The sequence below is a fragment of the Hymenobacter sp. HDW8 genome (assembly GCF_011305775.1).
Lineage (GTDB): Bacteria > Bacteroidota > Bacteroidia > Cytophagales > Hymenobacteraceae > Hymenobacter > Hymenobacter radiodurans.
In genome coordinates this window covers 2,463,288-2,481,439 of the sequence record NZ_CP049907.1, presented here as the reverse complement: position 1 = coordinate 2,481,439, position 18,152 = coordinate 2,463,288, and the positions used below count along the sequence as shown (strand labels likewise).

At 55.0% G+C, this 18,152-nt stretch carries 17 protein-coding genes and 1 pseudogene; 12 read left to right on the top strand and 6 right to left on the bottom strand.

Going from position 1 to position 18,152, the window contains the following annotated elements:
- Nucleotides 1-29: 29 nt before the first annotated feature.
- Nucleotides 30-1,073, bottom strand: a complete 1,044-nt coding sequence (gene pheS / locus G7064_RS10390) for a phenylalanine--tRNA ligase subunit alpha (RefSeq protein ID WP_166073515.1) — start codon at nucleotides 1,071-1,073, stop codon at nucleotides 30-32.
- Nucleotides 1,074-1,277: 204 nt separating this feature from the next.
- Here pheS and G7064_RS10385 point away from each other — a divergent pair, with 204 nt between their 5' ends.
- From G7064_RS10385 to G7064_RS10375, 3 genes are all read left to right on the top strand, one after another.
- Nucleotides 1,278-1,847: a hypothetical protein gene (locus G7064_RS10385; protein WP_166073514.1), complete on the top strand. Its 570-nt coding sequence runs from the start codon at nucleotides 1,278-1,280 to the stop codon at nucleotides 1,845-1,847.
- Nucleotides 1,848-2,145: 298 nt separating this feature from the next.
- A complete protein-coding gene (locus G7064_RS10380; RefSeq protein ID WP_166073513.1) occupies nucleotides 2,146-2,517 on the top strand; it encodes a hypothetical protein in 372 nt (123 codons plus the stop codon).
- 131 nt (nucleotides 2,518-2,648) lie between these two features.
- Complete coding sequence (locus G7064_RS10375; protein WP_166073511.1) at nucleotides 2,649-3,107, top strand: hypothetical protein; 459 nt, start codon at nucleotides 2,649-2,651, stop codon at nucleotides 3,105-3,107.
- Between the two features lie 93 nt (nucleotides 3,108-3,200).
- Here G7064_RS10375 and G7064_RS10370 read toward each other — a convergent pair.
- Together G7064_RS10370 and G7064_RS10365 are read right to left on the bottom strand one after the other, a co-directional pair.
- Nucleotides 3,201-4,467: pseudogene (locus tag G7064_RS10370) on the bottom strand (M16 family metallopeptidase).
- A 73-nt stretch (nucleotides 4,468-4,540) separates the two neighbouring features.
- Nucleotides 4,541-6,031: an ArnT family glycosyltransferase gene (locus G7064_RS10365; RefSeq protein WP_166073510.1), complete on the bottom strand. Its 1,491-nt coding sequence runs from the start codon at nucleotides 6,029-6,031 to the stop codon at nucleotides 4,541-4,543.
- 268 nt (nucleotides 6,032-6,299) lie between these two features.
- Between G7064_RS10365 and G7064_RS10360 the strand changes: the two genes are divergently transcribed.
- The 4 genes from G7064_RS10360 to ytxJ all read left to right on the top strand — a co-directional run bounded on the left by G7064_RS10360 (nucleotide 6,300) and on the right by ytxJ (nucleotide 9,548).
- A complete protein-coding gene (locus G7064_RS10360) occupies nucleotides 6,300-8,300 on the top strand; it encodes a thiamine pyrophosphate-dependent enzyme (RefSeq protein WP_166073509.1) in 2,001 nt (666 codons plus the stop codon).
- A 165-nt stretch (nucleotides 8,301-8,465) separates the two neighbouring features.
- On the top strand, nucleotides 8,466-8,747 hold the full coding sequence (locus G7064_RS10355; protein ID WP_133271413.1) for a hypothetical protein: 282 nt from the start codon (nucleotides 8,466-8,468) through the stop codon (nucleotides 8,745-8,747).
- Between the two features lie 124 nt (nucleotides 8,748-8,871).
- Nucleotides 8,872-9,207, top strand: a complete 336-nt coding sequence (locus tag G7064_RS10350) for a hypothetical protein (RefSeq protein WP_133271414.1) — start codon at nucleotides 8,872-8,874, stop codon at nucleotides 9,205-9,207.
- Complete coding sequence (gene ytxJ, locus G7064_RS10345; protein ID WP_205703467.1) at nucleotides 9,204-9,548, top strand: bacillithiol system redox-active protein YtxJ; 345 nt, start codon at nucleotides 9,204-9,206, stop codon at nucleotides 9,546-9,548. Before G7064_RS10350 ends, ytxJ begins: the two co-directional genes overlap by 4 nt.
- 77 nt (nucleotides 9,549-9,625) lie before the next feature.
- Here the strand turns inward: ytxJ and G7064_RS10340 are convergent, their stop codons facing one another.
- The gene (locus tag G7064_RS10340) at nucleotides 9,626-10,030 is read right to left on the bottom strand and encodes an OsmC family protein (protein WP_133271415.1); all 405 of its coding nucleotides are present in this window, start codon (nucleotides 10,028-10,030) and stop codon (nucleotides 9,626-9,628) included.
- A gap of 107 nt (nucleotides 10,031-10,137) precedes the next feature.
- On the opposite strand from G7064_RS10340, the gene G7064_RS10335 reads away from it, so the two are divergent.
- The 3 genes from G7064_RS10335 (at nucleotide 10,138) to G7064_RS10325 (ending at nucleotide 12,544) form a co-directional block, all read left to right on the top strand.
- Nucleotides 10,138-10,938 carry a hypothetical protein gene (locus G7064_RS10335; protein ID WP_166073508.1) on the top strand — a complete coding sequence of 267 codons (801 nt, stop codon included), beginning with the start codon at nucleotides 10,138-10,140 and terminating at the stop codon, nucleotides 10,936-10,938.
- Between the two features lie 172 nt (nucleotides 10,939-11,110).
- The gene (lipA, locus tag G7064_RS10330; protein ID WP_394347235.1) at nucleotides 11,111-12,004 is read left to right on the top strand and encodes a lipoyl synthase; all 894 of its coding nucleotides are present in this window, start codon (nucleotides 11,111-11,113) and stop codon (nucleotides 12,002-12,004) included.
- Between the two features lie 156 nt (nucleotides 12,005-12,160).
- On the top strand, nucleotides 12,161-12,544 hold the full coding sequence (locus G7064_RS10325) for a DUF805 domain-containing protein (protein ID WP_166073507.1): 384 nt from the start codon (nucleotides 12,161-12,163) through the stop codon (nucleotides 12,542-12,544).
- A 60-nt stretch (nucleotides 12,545-12,604) separates the two neighbouring features.
- Here the strand turns inward: G7064_RS10325 and G7064_RS10320 are convergent, their stop codons facing one another.
- Nucleotides 12,605-13,210: a DUF4136 domain-containing protein gene (locus G7064_RS10320; RefSeq protein WP_133271418.1), complete on the bottom strand. Its 606-nt coding sequence runs from the start codon at nucleotides 13,208-13,210 to the stop codon at nucleotides 12,605-12,607.
- A gap of 220 nt (nucleotides 13,211-13,430) precedes the next feature.
- Between G7064_RS10320 and G7064_RS10315 the strand changes: the two genes are divergently transcribed.
- Complete coding sequence (locus G7064_RS10315) at nucleotides 13,431-13,730, top strand: hypothetical protein (protein WP_133271419.1); 300 nt, start codon at nucleotides 13,431-13,433, stop codon at nucleotides 13,728-13,730.
- A gap of 73 nt (nucleotides 13,731-13,803) precedes the next feature.
- On the opposite strand, the gene gcvP is transcribed toward G7064_RS10315, so the two are convergent.
- Nucleotides 13,804-16,722: an aminomethyl-transferring glycine dehydrogenase gene (gene gcvP / locus G7064_RS10310; protein WP_166073506.1), complete on the bottom strand. Its 2,919-nt coding sequence runs from the start codon at nucleotides 16,720-16,722 to the stop codon at nucleotides 13,804-13,806.
- Between the two features lie 178 nt (nucleotides 16,723-16,900).
- Between gcvP and G7064_RS10305 the strand changes: the two genes are divergently transcribed.
- A complete protein-coding gene (locus G7064_RS10305) occupies nucleotides 16,901-18,115 on the top strand; it encodes an NAD(P)-dependent oxidoreductase (protein WP_166073505.1) in 1,215 nt (404 codons plus the stop codon).
- Nucleotides 18,116-18,152 lie beyond the last annotated feature (37 nt).

The window sequence follows — 18,152 nt, the reverse complement described above, 5'->3', positions numbered from 1 at the left end:
GTGACCTAGGTTAAAAGCGCAGCGGTTTATTAAGAGATAATGCCCTCAAACTGCCGCAGAAACCGCAAATCGTTCTCCGTGAACAAACGCAAATCCTTGATCTGATATTTCAGCATTGTAATGCGCTCAATGCCCATGCCCCAAGCATAGCCAGAGTATACTTCGGGGTCGATGCCAGAGTGTTGAAGCACCGCCGGATCAACCATGCCGCAGCCGCCAATTTCCACCCAACCTGAGCCTTTGCAGATGTTGCAGCCCGTGCCTTTGCAGATAAGACAGGTGATATCAATTTCAGCACTAGGCTCGGTGAAAGGGAAAAACGACGGCCGGAAGCGAATGTTAATATCCGCCCCGAACATCTCCTGCACGAAGTAATATACCGTCTGCTTCAGGTCGGCGAAGCTGACGCCTTCATCAATAAAAATGCCCTCCACTTGGTGGAACATCATATGGGCGCGGGCCGAAATAGCCTCATTGCGATACACGCGGCCGGGCATAATGCTGCGAATAGGCGGCGCTTGCGACTCCATCACGCGTACCTGCACGGTGCTGGTGTGGGTGCGCAACAGGAAATCCTCCTTCGGCTCACCGGGGTTGCGGCGCACGAAAAACGTGTCCTGCATGTCGCGGGCCGGATGGTTTTCGGGGAAGTTCAGGGCCGTGAAGTTGTGCCAATCATCCTCAATTTCGGGGCCTTCCGCTACATTAAAGCCAATGCGAGCGAAGATGCGCACCATTTCCTCGCGCACCAAGCTCAGCGGATGGCGCGTACCCAAGGCCTGTGGGGCCGGCAAGGTATAATCGAATTCAGGGTTCTGTGGGGCATTTTCGCGGGTCGCCTCCAGCTCCTGCTGACGCTGCGTGAACCGATCGAGGGCAAGTTGCTTGAGCTGATTAAGCTCTTGGCCAACAGCACGGCGCTGCTCCTGGGGTACGGTTTTGAGCTGATCGAACAGGTCGGCTAGCTGCCCCTTGCGGCCCGTAAAGGCTAGGCGAAACTGCTCTAATTGTTCGGGTGTGGAAAGGTCGTGGGCTTCAATGGCCGCCCGCAGCTGGGTGATAGTCTCCTGCATAGTATAGCAAAGGTACACGTCCGGCTCAAAATCCGATGGACCCTATTACAGCGCGTATCAAATTCGGGCTTTGCAGAAATTGGTACGATTGCTGCAAAAAGCTAGACAGAAACGGGGTAAGACTAAACGTGGGGCGCCACCCGTTTGTCTTCCGACGGTGACCAGAGGTACTGGTCCGATACTCATCGCCAACTCACCCTTCCTATGAAATCCTTTTTGTTATCTGCTCTGGCGCTGGTCGCCATCTTCCATACTTCCGCTCAAGCGCAAACCAAGAATAGCACCCAGTCAACGACCAACGAGTGGTTTGAGCCAGCCGCTCCGGCTGCTCCAGCCTCTGCTGACGACGACGTATGGGGCAGCGCCCCAACAACGACTACAGCCGCTCCAGCTGCCGCTTCTGAAGAAGAAACCGGCTACCGCACTGGCTGGATGAGTGCCCCTGGCATTAGCCTGAGCACTCACCAGAAGCCTACCACCGATTATTGGGGTAAGCCGTTGAAAAAGCAGACCAAGGCTGCTAAGAAAGCCGCCGCTACCGTTGCCGCCGCTGGCACAGAAACGGAAGCCGCTACCGAAACTGATCCTATGATGCGGTCTTCTGGTGTGATGGTAGCGCCGGGCATGAGCAGCTCGCCATACCGTGGCGTGAGCACCGATTACTGGGGCCGTCCGTTGAAGCGCAAAATTCGTCGCTCTTCATCCTCATCCCTGGCTGCACAGCCTGCCACGGCTCCCGCTAACGCTGACGACGATACGCCAGCTTCCTGGTAATTAGCCATCAGTTGAGTAATTGTCTAGAGTACGTAAATACGATTTTCAGCCTCATCTATCCGTGCTGCCAAAATGCACGTATACGGCAAGAGTACCATCAATCATTAGTTTATTGTGATGATACAAAGGGTTTAACTGGCGTTGTCTTTGCTTTTCTGAAGACTTAGCCAATGTAAAATTGTCCCCACAGAACACACTATATGTATTCGATGTGGGGTGAAACTCAGAGTAATGGGGTAACGGCGATAGGCTGTTGCCCCTTTGCTTTGCTTATACAGCCACCTCTACCCCTTACCCCATGAAAATCAGTTTACTTGCCTTCGTGGCTCTCGTGTTTCTGTTTGTGGTGGAGCCCGCGCAGGCTCAAACAAAGAAAACCACCACGACTACCAAAAAAACCACCAACGGCTATCACCGCACTAGCAATGTGCGTGCGAAACCCCGCGCCGGTGCCTACTCCCGCTACGACCGCTCCGGACGGCGCAACGAGGAGACCACAAAATTGGCCCCCGGTATGCGCCTGAACATGCCCAGCCCACCCACTACCGACTATATGGGCCGCCCGTTGAAAAAGCCTGTTGCGAAGACCACCTCTAGTTCTTCAACGCTTTCTTCGGAAAAAGCACCCGCGAAAAAAACGACGACAGTTACCACGAAAAAGAAGCAGTAACCGCTTGGTTTTCAAAGCTAAAGTTGAAGGTGCCTGAATAGTTTTTTGAATAATCGACTACTATTCAGGCACTTTTGTACGAGAAATCGTATTAGGGGCGTTACAACCTGTAACAGCTAACCTACATTACTATGCTTCGACTTGCTTTTTCAGCCTTACTCTTGACCGCCTTCGTGGGTGGAACCAAAGCGTTGGCCCAACAGCAGCCCGCACCGGCTGCTCCTAAAGCTGCACAGCCCACATCTGAAGCCGCGCAGCCCGCGACGCAGCCAGCAGCCCAGCCTGCTGCTAAAACTGATGCGCCCCCATCTACTTGGATTGCAGCAGCAGCTTACGCAGATGATGCCGAGAGCGACCCAATATCGCGTAGTGGTGGTCAGCAAGTAGCTCCTGGCTTTACCGCCGCTCCTACCCACCGCGTCACCACTGACTATATGGGTCGGCCCCTGAATAGACCAGCTAAGCGCACCCGCCGGGTAGAAGCCCAGCCAGCTCAGGCTCCCGCACCAGCTACCAACACGATGGGCAACCAAACGGCTCCCGTACAGCCTGCTCCAGCCAAGCCAGCTCCTGCTGGGAGTGACTGGTAAGAGCTAGCAACGACTTGCAAAAAAGCCCCCAACAACTTGTGTTGGGGGCTTTTTTGTGTGAAATAATTTTGATCAAGCACTTATTAGTTGGCTCTATTCAGCAACCACTAGTTCCTCAACTGCTTTAGGCTGGGCCCGATAATACAAGGTGCTGCTGTTTTCGGGCCGCAGAATTTCTTGAGCGGCTGCCAGCACGTGCTCGGGCGTAACGGCCTGAATACGGGCACTTTCCTCGTTTACCAAGTTGGCGTCACCCATAAGCTTACTGTAAGCCAAGTTCATCGCGCGGTTGAGGAGCTCAATTTCGCTGAATACAATGCTGGCCTCAGCCTGATTCTTAACTTTTTCCAGCTCCTCAGCGGTTACGGGCGTAGCGCGCAATTCGGCTACTACGGTTTCTACGGCGGCATCTGCCTCTTCTAGGCTTACGCCGGTGTTGAGTTTGCCACTGATAACAAGCAGACCAGGCTCCAAGGAACCCGTGCAGGAAGCGGAAATGCCGTTGAATAATTGCTGATCCTTCACAAGCCGCTGATAAAGGCGCGATGATTTGCCCCGGCCCAATACGTCCGAAAGCAGATCAGCAGCAGTGTAGGCCTCATCGGCGCGACCGGGCATGTGGTACACTTTGTAGAATGCACTTACAGGCACATCGGCCGTGATTTCAAGAAAGCGGGCTTCTGTTTGTCGGGGCTCAACGGGCAGCTGACGCTCGTAGCGCGGACCACCGGGAATGGGGCCAAACCACTTTTCAGCCAGACGCTGGGCTTCGGTCAACGACACGGCGCCCGCAACTACCAGAATAGCGTTTTGGGGGCATAATGCTTGGCAAAGAAATTTCGGACATCATCCATCACCGCATTCTCGATGTGGCTGATTTCCTTACCGATAGTCGACCAGTTGTAGGGATGGTGCTGATAAGCCAGTGGCCGCAGGCGCATCCACACGTCGCCGTAGGGCTGATTTAGATAGTTCTGCTTGAACTCCTCCACTACCACTTTGCGCTGTACTTCCAGGCCATTATCAGAGAAGGCCAGCCCGAGCATCCGGTCCGATTCGAGCCAGAAGCCGGTTTCGATATTGGCAGCGGGCAACGTGAGGTAATAATTAGTAATGTCGGGGGAGGTAAAGGCGTTGTTTTCGCCCCCACGCGCTGCAATGGCTCATCGTAGCTCGGAATATTCACCGACCCCGAGAACATCAGGTGTTCAAACAAGTGGGCAAAACCAGTATGACTTGGGTCTTCATCGCGCGAGCCTACATTATAGAGCACGTTCAGCACGGCCATCGGCGTAGAATGGTCTTCGTGTACGATGCAACGCAGGCCGTTGGCGAGGGTAAATTCTTGGAAGTGTATCATCAAAACCTAAGGTAGAGTCGAAGAGGTGGGTTAATAGCAAACCGTCAGTTAGGCTATTCGGTTCGGGCGGCTGTCAGCGGCGCGCCTCCAGCCGGAACGTTACGCAGGAGTCGGTGCGGAATAGAACGCGGGTTTGGTAGTACTGTTGCCATGGCCGCCAAGCTTTGGCTCCGCAAGCAACTACAGTGCGGGGTGGAGTGGCCCAACCGACCTGCCAAGGCCCCACCCGCGTGATGCGGTGGCCATATTGCGTCGTGATGGCAGCCATATAAAATTCAGGGCTGTCATTAAAAATACCGTTGTCGCCCAACATGTACTCACGCAGGTGAGGAAGCTGCTTGGCCTGTGCCCGCAAATGACGACCGTATAGTAAGGACGAGTTACGCAGAGCCACATCGGTAGAGCGACGGATGAGCAATAGCTGAACGCCGTAGGGTAGGGCTGCTATCAGCAACACCGCCGCTAACCGAGCGGTGGGCGAAGGATAACGGTGGTAATGAGCCGCCACGGCACGCCCTGTCCATACCAAGCCACCAGCGGCCAGCAGAGCCAGCAATGGATAAATGGGCGCATCGTACCACAGAAGCTGGGTCTGGACTGCCGATATAACCAACAGAAACGCAACCGCGACACTTCCCAGCACCCGACTTAGCCACCAGCCCCGACTGCGGCGCGGCATCCACCAGCCCAGCCCCATGCCTATCAGCGCTGCCACCAGCCACGCCTGAAACTTCGTTTCGGCCAGCTTGCTTAGGTACCAGTAAACCGGATGGCCGTGACCTTCCAATGCCTCCCCAGCCGGCCCGCCTACCTCATACTGCCACACGCCAGCCAGATAGCCGGGCGCAATCAACTCACGCACGGTATACCAGGTAATTCCAGTACCTAAAATCAGCAAAAAAGCCCTCCAAGGAGAAAATTTGCGTAATCGGCGCAGCTGCCCCGTCAATAAGGTTGCTAGAATGATACCGGGCCCAAACAGCAGCCCCGCAATGCCTTTCGTCAAGACGGCCAACGCAAAGGCCGCACCTGTTCCCCAGGCATGGCGGGTACGGCCCGTAGCCAGATAGGCCAGCCAGTTGAGTGTGCCCAGCGTAGTCCAAAGGGTGAGCAGAGCATCAAAGTCGCCGGTACGCGAAACGTGTAAGGTCACATAGCCCTGCGTTGTCAGCAGAATCAGGGCGGCTAATAAGCCTGCCCGCCAGCTCCCCAGCCATCGGCTGCCGGCAAAATATACCACCAGTACTGTGGCCAGCGCTGCTAGCGCCGAGGGCAAGCGCAGGGCTACTTCTGTGGGTCCTAATAGCTTAAAGCTGAGCGCCATGAGCCACGGCGCCAAGGGTGGTTTGCTGTTCCAGAGGTCGGGCTCGCCGCGGTGAGTGAGCACCAGCCAGTTGTTGCTCCGCAGCATCTCAAGGGCATTGAGACCAGTGCGCGACTCATCCCACTGTTGGGCGGGTAAGCTGCCCAGCAGCCAAAACAAGGGTAAGGCGGAAACGGCTAGCACCAGCAGGAGCCGAACCAGATGCTGCGTAAGGGTGGGAGCGGAGCGAGAGCGTGGCAAAAAGCGAATAGCTAATCCAGTGGTAGGGTTGAACTGGAAAGTTGGTGAAAAACCGGCAGTTGAAAATTTTACGGGCTAAAAGATAGTGGCGGGCTCCTTCAAGCTCCAGTGTGGCAGGATAGCCTGCTTACTTGGCCTTATTGCGTCACCGTTTTAACTCAAAAGGGGTGAACTCCGGACAAAGATAGGAGAGAGCAAGAGCAGGATAGCGTGCTCTTCTGCCCAAACCCGTACTTTTGAACCCCTATCATTCCCTCCCATTCTTCTCATGTCAGTAGCTACCCCCGCCCTTCAGTTCGACCGGAAAGAGTATACTCAAGAAGTACTATTGCACTTATACCAAGGCCTGCTGAAGCCCCGCCTTATTGAAGAAAAAATGCTCATCCTGCTGCGTCAGGGCAAAGTGAGCAAGTGGTTTTCGGGTATTGGGCAGGAAGCCATTTCGGTGGGTAGCACACTGGCGCTGGAAGCCGACGAGTATATTCTGCCCCTGCACCGCAACCTGGGCGTATTTACGGGCCGCAATGTACCACTGGATCAGCTGTTTGCGCAGTGGCAAGGCAAGACCACTGGCTTCACAAAAGGCCGCGACCGGAGCTTTCACTTCGGTACCAACGAGCACCACATTGTGGGCATGATCAGCCACTTAGGTCCCCAGTTAGCCGTGGCCGACGGTATTGCGCTGGCTGATTTGCTCGATAAAAACCCAAAAGTGACGTTAGTGTACAGCGGCGACGGTGGAGCCTCAGAAGGCGACTTCCACGAGGCGCTGAACGTAGCGGCAGTGTGGCAGTTGCCAGTCATTTTTATGATTGAAAACAACGGCTATGGCCTCAGTACGCCTAGTCGGGAGCAATTTCGGTTCGGCTCATTCGTGGACAAAGGCCCGGCATACGGCATAGAAGCGGTGCAGGTAGATGGCAACAACGTGTTGGCCGTGTACGACACCGTGCGCCGCCTCGCGGAGGATATGCGTCAGAACCCCCGGCCCGTGCTGGTAGAAGCGCTGACCTTCCGTATGCGCGGGCACGAGGAAGCTTCGGGGACCAAATATGTCCCCCAGGAGCTGTTTGAAGAGTGGACCAAGAAAGACCCCGTGACTACCTATGAGCAGTGGCTGTTGCGTGAAGGTATTTTGGATGAAGAAGCCAAGATGCGCTTTCGCGAAACCATCAAGCGGGAAATAGAGGAAGGGCTGCGCGTGGCCGACGCCGTGCCCATGCCAACGGCCAACATAGCGGAGGAAATAGCCGATATGTACCGTCCCTTCGAAGCGCCTGCCCACGAACCCGCCGAAAATGCCCCCCAGACCGATAAACGCTACGTGGATGCTATCGGCGACGCCCTGCGCCAGAGCATGGAGCGCTTCCCTGAGTTGGTGCTCATGGGCCAAGATATTGCCGACTACGGCGGCGTGTTTAAAATAACGGATGGCTTTGTGGCGCAGTTTGGCAAAGACCGGGTGCGCAATACGCCGCTGTGCGAGTCAGCCATTTTGGGCGCGGGCCTCGGACTCTCCATCAAAAAGAAGAAAGCCATGGTGGAAATGCAGTTCGCTGATTTCGTGACCTGTGGCTTCAACCAAATTGTGAATAACCTAGCCAAAAGCCATTACCGCTGGGGTCAAAACGCCGATGTAGTGGTGCGCATGCCCACCGGCGCAGGTTCGGCAGCGGGACCGTTTCACTCCCAAAGCAATGAAGCTTGGTTTGTGCACACGCCGGGCCTGAAAGTTGTTTTTCCCAGCAACCCTTACGACGCTAAGGGCCTGCTGAACGCTGCCATTGAAGACCCAAACCCTATTATGTACTTCGAGCACAAACTGCTCTACCGTTCGGTAAGTGGGCCAGTGCCGGATGAGTATTACACGGTGCCTATTGGTAAAGCTAAGGTGGTGCGCGAAGGTGATACGCTCAGCATCATCACCTACGGTTTGGGGGTGCATTGGGCTACTCGACTCGCCGAAGAAATGGACCTCGATGCCGACATCTTGGATTTACGCACGCTGTTGCCTTGGGATGAAGAAGCCGTGCGCCAGACGGTGGAAAAAACTGGCCGGGTGTTAATACTCCACGAAGATACCCTCACGGGTGGTCTGGGGGGCGAAATTGCGGCCTGGATTGCCGAGCATTGCTTTGAACACCTCGACGGCCCTGTGCAGCGTGTCGCTTCTCTTGATACAGCCATTCCATTCTCGCCGCCACTGGAGCAGGCTTTCCTTCCTCAACAACGTTTGCGCGAGAGGGTAGAAAAGCTGCTCGCTTACTAGCGAATTCGTGAAGCTGAGGCCGCTAACATTTGGTTGACGGCCTCAGCTTCACGCAAGCTGCCTAAGCTTTTTGCGTTGGATTAATAATTGAGGAGAGGTGGTCGAAGTTTGGCCGAGGCTAGTTGCTACTGCCCAATGATAGCGAGTATTCTTACGTATTTAGCCATGTTTACCCCTAGCTGCCGCTGGCTGTTTGTGCTTGTCGCTCTGACTTTTGCTACTGCCTGCCGGCCCTACCGCCTGCCGAGCCCAACAGCACCACCCCAGCCCAAAGCCACTACCAGTACGGGCGACAATGGTGGCGTAGCACCGGTTACGGCACTTAAAGGCCAACGCAACAGCTATGATAAAAATGGCTTGTTGAAAAAGAAGAAGTACGAGCGCCGCCGCATCAAGCGTAAAGTAGGGCAGCGAATGCTCTTTGGGCGGCCACTGCCATTTCAGTAAGTTGGCTGTGAATTGCCTGACCAGCGCAACTTTACGTATAGTCAAATACTATTAAAAACCCCTCAGTATTAGGATGTCCGGGGGGCAAATTTATCGAGTTCATACCCTACTACTCGTTACTCCCATGCGTTTTGCTATCCTGTTACTCGTCGGATTTGCGCTTAGCTGCTCCATCTCTACCGCTTCAGCCCAAACCGCGGATACCAGCCCGGCGCGGTTGCGGGCCGAGAATCGCAAAGCTTTACGTGAAGCCCGCAAGTACAAGTCCGAGTATAAAGAGTCGCATCTGGCCGTGAATCGGGACGACTTGCACCGCAGTCAACCCCGGGCACTTCCGCAGGATGGCCGGGGCCGGTTGCAATTCGATCACACCGGTACGGCGAAAGTAAGCGAACCATCCCGCGTGAATCTGCGTCTAGGAAAGAAGAAAAAACTCATTCAACCTTCCTCCGAATTATGATTCCTTGGCAACAGCTCACCCAAGCAGACCAACTGACTGACATTGCCCGCGAGTCGCACGAGCAGCCAGTTCTCATTTTCAAGCACAGTACTACCTGCTCTATCAGCGCGGCAGCGAAAAGCAAGCTAGAGCGTCAATGGGCCGATGCTGGCCTGGGTGATGCTAAAATTTATTACTTGGACTTGTTGCGCTTTCGCCCCATTTCCGGCGCCATCGCCGAAACGTTTGGTGTGCGGCACGAGTCTCCTCAACTCCTGCTTATTCAGGATGGCGAGTGTAGCTATAATGCATCCCACATGGGTATTCGCCTCAGCGAGGTGAAAAGCCTACTCAGCGCCTAAGCTTACGAACCTAATAACACAGTGTGGCCCAGCCGAAGCAATGCTTCAGCCGGGCCGCACTGTGTTGGGGGGCTTTTCTACTCGTAAGAGAAGTGAACCTGCTGGCGAATTTCCGGGTTCAGACTGAGCGCCACGGGGCAAGTACGCGCTGCGTTTTCGAGCACTGCACGGTCTTTCGCCGAAAGCGTAGCGGGCATCTGAAAGTGAACATCGATCTGGGCGATACGGCGGGGCTCGCTCGCCATGTGCTTGGTTACGGAGAAGGTTGTGGAAGTGAGGTCGAGGCCGCTGCGGTCAGCCACAATTCCCATGATGGTCATCATGCAGCTACCAAGCGCCGTGCTTACCAAATCGGTGGGTGAAAACCCCTCGCCCCGACCGTGGTTATCTAGGGGAGCATCAGTGAAAATAACGTTACTGGAAGCACTGTGCGTGGCTTCGGTGCGTAATTGACCCGTATAGCGGGCGGTGGCGGTGCTCATAGTCAGATAGTAAGAAAGAGTGCAATACTTTGAGCGCAAATTTACGTACTTTCGGTGGGGCCGCTGTCAGGAGGCCAATTTCGTTTGAATTTCTCAGTTGTATAGCTGTGTTGCTACCCATACGACCTCTGTTTTTTTTCGGCATTGCCCTGCTGCTGTTGGGAGCTGGATCGGCTGCCCAGGCCCAGGCCCAGGATGCCACCCCCAACGAGACGCCTTCGTATCGGAAGGAGTTTACGTATGGTGTAAACTTTAACACCAGAGGCGGCCTGATTGGGGGCGTTAACGTGCGCTCTACCCGCGTGCTGAACGACAAATGGTCGCGCTTCTGGAGTATTGAGGGCGTAGAGGTAAAGCACCCCAAAGAGCAGCGCGTCGGCAACCAGTTTACGGGCGGTACTTATGTACTGAACAAGTCGAACTACATGTTCGTGCTGCGGCCATCCTTTGGTGCTCAGCGCGTTATCTTTCGTAAAGCACCGGAGTCGGGTGTGCAGGTAAATGCGCTGGTTGGGGGCGGCCCGTCGGTGGCTTTGCTGATGCCGTACAATATTTACTACGATTACACCGAGCGCGTTGGTGGCCGGCCCGCCGGTGCCGAAGACATTCGAACCGAGCAGTTTGACCCGGCTATACACGGCGAGTCCCAGTTCATTGTCGACAGAGCCCCATTATTCAGTGGCGCCAATAACGTAAAGCCGTCTGCTGGTGTTCACTTGCGCGGCGCACTCAGCTTTGAGTATGGCCGTTACCGTGACGCCGTGGCGGGTATCGAAACCGGATTTTTGTTTGAGTATTTCCCCAGCCGCCCTACTATCCTGCGGGCTACAGGCATCTCCGATGCGAAGCTCAACGAAACCTTCTTTCCGTCGGTGTACCTCACTATCTATCTGGGGACTCGCGGTTAGAACAGGGTGTAAAAGCCCCCAGCCTACCTGCCCTGTAGCGGGAACCAGTATAATGGTCCGTTGCAGGGCATCTTTATTCCCTTCTCGTTTGTTATAGCGTCTGCTGTGCGGGCCAAGCCCAACATGCGGCTAACTCCTGCCTGACCCTTACCTTTGTAGTATGGACGAACTGTTGCTGACCTTACCAATTATTCAGCCCGAGCCGGCGGCCCCGGCCCGGCCGCGCAAGCCTGATTGGCTGCGCGTAAAACTGCCTGTCGGCCCCGAGTACGCTAAAGTTCGTCGGCTTGTAGATGAGCATAAGCTGCATACCATTTGCGAAAGCGGCAATTGCCCCAATATGGGCGAGTGCTGGGGCGCAGGCACGGCCACCTTTATGATTCTGGGCAACGTGTGCACGCGCTCCTGCTCGTTCTGCGCCGTGGCCACCGGCCGCCCCAATGAATATGATACCGACGAGCCCCGCCGCGTAGCCGAAGCCATTCAGCTGATGGGCGTAAAGCATGCCGTAATTACCTCCGTAAACCGCGACGAGCTGAAAGACCGTGGAGCCAGCATCTGGCTGGAAACGGTGGTGCGCATAAAGCAGCTGTCGCCTACCACCACCATCGAGACCTTGATTCCGGACGTGAAAGCCAACTGGGAAGCATTGGATACCATGATTGCTGGCGGTCAGGAGGTGGTATCACACAATGTGGAAACTGTGGGTAGCTTGTACCGATTGGTGCGCCCGCAGGCCAAATACGACCGCTCACTGGAGCAGATTCGTCGGACCAAGGCTGCTGGTAAGCGCACCAAATCTGGCATTATGCTGGGCTTGGGCGAAAAGAAAGAGGAGATGTATAAGGCCATGGACGACCTCGCCGCCAACGGCCTCGACATCCTGACCTTAGGCCAGTACCTCCAGCCTACGAAGCGCCACTTAGAAGTGGCCGAGTTTATTCACCCCGATCTGTTTGCTCACTACCGCGAGGAAGGTCTTGCGCGCGGCCTGAAGTATGTCGAGTCGGGGCCGCTGGTGCGCAGCAGCTACCACGCGGAGCGCCATGTAAACGTCCCGATTTAAGTTTACCTGAGCAGCATCAAAGCAAAGGACTCGTCTATCAGAAATGGAGACGAGTCTTTTACTTTAGCGCCATTTTGTAGCCGAGATATATTCAATAGTTTTGAATGTTCAGTTTCTTATAAATCAACCCAGTACTGCAGCTTGAAGGAATTTTTTATGTTTCGTGGACGGCTACGCCGTCGGGCTTTCTGGGGCAGAGTCGCTGCCCTCTACACTGGATTCCTGCTGACTTATGCCAGCCTTGATATGTGGGTGTATTACCAAGCTGATAAGAAAGACTATGCGATATTGGCACTGGTATTTCTGCTTACTGTAACTACGGCCTTGGTTGTTGTCCAGACTGTCAAACGCCTGCACGATACCAACCTGACAGGAGGATGGTGGTGGTGGCTGTTGGTAGTACCAATAATAGGAAATCTGTTTGGGGCTGGAATCCCGCTGGTAGACGGCACAGCCGGACCTAACCGCTTCGGCCCCGATCCTAAAAAGCGCCTTGCTTACAGCCCACCTGCCAACGCTGAAAATTTGCCCATTATATAAAAGCAAAAAGCCCCCCAGTAGTATACTGGGGGGCTTTTTTATAAAGAATAAAGAGGGAAATTAACGACGGGCGTTAGAATTGGTCCCTTCCTGGGGAGGATAATTCTCTAAAATGCCCCCCACAATGCGGTACACTTCCTCCTCAGAGATGGTGTTCTTATCTATCTGCGCTTGGCCCTGGCCGCGCCACGCCAATTCCTTGCGCTTAGCGTCTACAAGGTCGATGATAACAGTGCCGGCTTTGTACTGAGTTACAGGCGAATATGGACCGCGGCCGTACATGCCATAGCCATAGTAAGGATAGCCATAGCCACCATAATAAGGCGAAACCTGTTGCTTATCCTCTACTTTGGCGTTGTAAGCAACGTACAAATCGGGGCTTTGCTCGGCGTAGGTCAGGCCTTTTTTCTTCATTTCGGTTTCTACTGCGGCCCGCATACGCTTGTCGAGGAAGGACTCGTAGCCACGGGCCGGCCCGCCCTCAGCATCAGCGGTTTGCTGCGGATACCACGACCACGTTTTGAAGGTGCGGAAATTAACTGAGTGGTCGTAGTCGGAAGTGACGCCTACCCGAGCAGAAGAGCAACTGGTAGCGCCCAATAACAGTGATAAGCCTACGGCTACCAAAGTAACCGGACGGCGAAATAAACTTGTGAATGCGTTCATATACGTTGGCGAAGAGTTGAGTGAAAGAGCTACGCGCACTGCGGGACTAACGTAAAGTGAGCCCCTCAAAGTACGTGCTTAACTCTGGCTATACAACGCCGCGGTGGGGGGCAATGTTCCAAATATGGAGGTCTGCAAAATGAGTAAAAGCAAATTTTTTCAAGGAAAAAACCTTGATCAACTTGAAATTTCTATATCTTCCCAAACTTAAACCTGACCTATGCACAAACTCTACCCTTGCCTGTTTGGCCTCGCTTTACTTGCTTCCTGCAGCGCCGTCCGCGACGATTCCTTTAGCTCTTCGCGGAGCAACAAAAAACCAGTAGCTCATAACACGGTCGTGGAGTGCATTCTCTACGATGGCATGACCAAAGAATCCACTCAGCTCACCAATCTCGGCGTAAACACCCAAGTCCAAGTGCTCGACACGGTTGACGCATACTTTGTCCGGGCCCGCGTGACGGAGAATGGGAAGGTGCTCAATGGCTACCTCTACCGCACCTGCTTTTCCCAGCGCTAGCGAGTAGCCAACTAGTCACAAAAAAGCCCCCCACGCTCGGCGTGGGGGGCTTTTTCTTTAGGTATGACAATGCTTAGTACGATGGGCCACGGTCGGTTTCAACCAACTTCTCCTCAGCATCTACATACTCCTCAATGGGCGTGCAAGCGCAGATAAGATTCCGGTCGCCAAACGCGGAGTCGATGCGGCTGACGGCAGGCCAGAACTTGGCGGCGCGCACATACTCGATGGGGTAAGCCGCCTGCTCGCGGGTGTAAGGACGGGTCCACTCATTGGCCATGATGGTAGCAGCGGTGTGCGGTGCGTGCTTGAGCAAGTTGTCCTTGGCATCAGCGCGACCTTCTTCCACCGCCCGAATCTCGTGACGAATCTTGATCATGGCGTCGCAGAAGCGGTCGAGCTCCTCTTTGCTTTCGCTTTCGGTCGGCTCCACCATCAGCGTGCCAGCCACGGGGAACGACACGGTAGGCGCGTGGTAGCCATAGTCCATCAAGCGCTTGGCAATGTCTTCTACCTCAATGCCAGCCTTCTTGAAGTGGCGGCACTCCAGAATCATCTCGTGGGCGCACCGGCCTTTCTCCCCCACGTACAGCACTGGGTAGTGCTCTTCTAGGCGAGCCTTGATATAGTTGGCGTTCAGAATAGCGATGCGCGTAGCCTGCGTCAACCCTTCACCGCCCATCATAGAGATGTAAGCATAGGAAATAGGCAGAATGCTGGCTGAGCCCCACGGAGCAGAAGAAACGGCGCCCGTAGCTTTCTCGTGGCCAACTTCTATCACCACGTGACCGGGCAGGTAAGGCGCCAGATCAGCAACTACGCCAATCGGACCCACGCCAGGACCACCGCCACCGTGAGGAATGCAGAAGGTCTTGTGCAAGTTAAGGTGGCATACGTCGGCGCCAATGGTGGCAGGCGACGTGAGGCCTACTTGGGCGTTCATGTTGGCGCCGTCCATGTACACGCGGCCGCCGTGCTGATGAATAGTGCGGCAGATGTCGATGATGGTTTCCTCATACACGCCGTGCGTGCTCGGGTAGGTCACCATCAGGCAGGAAAGATTGGCAGCGTGCTGCTCCGCTTTCTGCTTCAAGTCAGCTACATCGATGCTGCCATGGTCGTCGCTCTTCACCACTACTACCTGCATGCCAGCCATTACGGCCGAAGCGGGGTTGGTGCCGTGGGCCGAAGCCGGAATCAACGCAATGTTGCGGTGGCCTTCGCCCCGACCTTCGTGGTAAGCGCGAATAACCAGCAGGCCAGCGTACTCGCCCTGTGCGCCGGAGTTAGGCTGCAAGCTAACGGCGGCAAAGCCAGTTACCTCGCACAGCCACGCTTCTAGCTCTTCGAAAATCTGCTTGTAGCCTTGCGCTTGCTCGCGGGGAGCAAAAGGGTGAAGGCTACCGATTTCGGGCCACGTCACCGGAATCATTTCGGCGGTAGCGTTGAGCTTCATGGTGCACGAGCCCAACGGAATCATGGAGTGAGCCAAGCTCAAATCCTTGTTCTCAAGCTGCTTCATGTAGCGCAGCATCTCATGCTCCGAGTGGTGCGTGTTGAAGATGGGGTGGGTGAGGTAATCGCTGGTACGAACCAAACCTTCCGGCCAAGTCAACTCAACATCAGCAGGCATCTCGATGGAGCCAGCTTCTTTGCCCAGTACTTTAGCGAATACGCTTACGATGTCGGCGACGTCTGACGCCTCCGTGTTTTGGTGCAGCGAAATACCTACGCGTACCTCATCGAAGTAGCGGAAGTTCAGGCCTGCGGCTTCAGCTTCGCGCTTCACAGCTTGCTGGAGTTCTTGGCTTTCCAAACGCAGGTTCAGCGCATCAAAGTAGAACTCATTGCTCTGCTCCACGCCCAAGGCCGTCAGCGCCTTTTCCAGCGTTTGAGTCAAGGCGTGAATGTTTGTGGCGAACTGACGAATGCGCTCTGGGCCGTGATACACAGCGTACATACCAGCCAGCACCGACAACAGCACCTGTGCGGTGCAGATATTAGACGTGGCTTTCTCACGACGAATATGCTGCTCACGAGTTTGTAGCGCCATGCGTAGCGCCTTGTTGCCGGCCGCGTCGATGCTTTGACCGATGAGACGACCCGGAATAACGCGCTTAAACTGGTCTTTGGTAGCGAAGAAACCGGCGTGCGGGCCACCGTAGCCCATCGGTACACCGAAGCGCTGGGAGTTGCCTACACAAACATCGGCGCCCATTTCGCCGGGCGACTTCAGCAGCGTCAGCGCCATCAGATCGGCAGCTACGGTTACGAAGAGGCCGCTGGCGTGGGCTTGGGTGATGAAATCGGTGTAATCGAATACTTGGCCGTCGGCGGCTGGGTACTGAAGCATAGCGCCAAACAGCGCCTCATCGGAAAGGTCGGCGGTGCGGTGGTCACCGATTACCAGCTCAATGTTGAGCGGCGTCGCGCGGGTACGCAGCACGTCGATGGTCTGGGGCAATACTAGCTCCGAGACGAAGAACTTCGTGGTGTTCTTTTTCTTGGTCTGGCTATGAAACATGTTCATGGCCTCGGCGGCAGCCGTGCCTTCGTCGAGCAAGCTGGCGTTGGCAATTTCGAGGCCGGTGAGGTCAATTATCATCGTCTGATAATTGAGCAAAGCTTCTAAACGACCTTGGGCAATTTCCGCTTGGTAAGGCGTATAGGCGGTGTACCAGCCGGGGTTTTCGAGAATATTGCGCTGGATAACGGGGGGCAGCTGGGTATCGTGGTAGCCCAGGCCGATGTAGTTTTTATAGATTTTATTCTGACCAGCTATCTGCTTAAACTTTGCCAGAAAAGCCCGCTCGGTGAGGGCCGCCGGCAAGTTCAGCGGCCGCGGGAGGCGGATGGCCGCCGGCACGGTTTCGTCGATAAGCTGATCGAGGGATTCCACGCCAATGGTGCGCAGCATTTGGGCTACAGCAACTTCGTCGGGGCCGTTGTGACGGTCCACAAACACATCAGCGGGCTTGGTTTTCAGCAACATAAAGAGAAGATAGAGGTGGCGAGAAGATGTGGCTGCACAGGCAGCCGAACCTTTAACAAAGGTAAGGCGAAAACCTCTCCGGACGATAGGATTATTAGGCTGATGGCGGTGGTAGCGCCTATACGCCAAAATATTTAACCAGATTTGCCCCCCCAACCCACCCAATCCGTTTTCTCAAATGCGCCCCTTAACCATTGGTATCATTCGCGAAGGAAAAACGCCCCCCGACCTGCGCGTGACGCTCACCCCCAAAAAATGCGTGGAGGCCGAAACACTATTTCCCGGCCTACGCATTGTGGTGCAAGAATCTCCCGTGCGCAGCTTTAAAGACCAGGAGTACCGCGACTTAGGTATTGAAGTTCGCCCGGAAGTGTCGGACTGCGACATACTGCTAGGGGTGAAAGAGGTGCCACCCGACAAGCTCATTCCGAATAAAACCTATATGTTTTTCTCCCATACCGTGAAGAAGCAGCCGGCCAACCGGGAGCTGTTGCGGCAGGTCTTAAAGAAGAATATCACACTGATTGACTATGAGTTGCTGACCAATGAACAAGACGAGCGAATAGTGGCTTTTGGGCGCTGGGCCGGGATTGTGGGCGCTTATAACGGACTGCTGACGTATGGCCGCAAGCACAACTTGTATGAACTGAAACCGGCCTACCAATGCATCGACATGGAGGATATGCAGGAGGAGTTCTTCAAAGTCAAAAAATTGCCCCCCATCAAGATGGCCGTGACGGGGTCGGGGCGGGTGGCGCAGGGCGCGGTGGAGGTGCTCGACAAAATGGGGATTCGGCGGGTGAGTGTGTACGATTATCTGTACCTGGATTTCCACGAGCCCGTGTATACCCAGCTTCGGAGCAGCGACTACAACCGCCGCCGCGACGGCCGCGTGTGGGATACGCCCGATTTTCACCGCAACCCGCAGGAGTACGAATCTACGTTTGGGGCTTTTTTGCCTGTTACTGATTTGCTGCTAGCCTGTGCCTACTGGCACCCAGCGGCGCCTAAGCTGTTCAGCGAAGCGGACACGCAACGTCCAGATTTTCGCATCAATACCATCGCCGATATCACTTGCGACATGAATGGCTCCGTTCCTACTACCAAGCGGAGCACCAGCATTCAGGATCCGGCTTTTGACTACAATCCGCAGACCGGCGAACTGGAGCCGCCCTACTCCAGCCCCACTAATATTACGGTGATGGCCGTGGATAACCTTCCCTGCGAACTACCCCGCAATGCCAGCCGAGACTTCGGCCGGCAGCTGTTAGACAATGTATTCCCGTATTTAGTGAGCGACAAACCCGAGCCGATTATCGAGCGAGCTACCATCGCGGCGGGGGGCAAATTGACGCAACGCTACGCGTATCTGGCTGATTACGTGGCCGACTAGAAAAGTCATTATCAATCTGCCATAGAAAGGCCCTTCT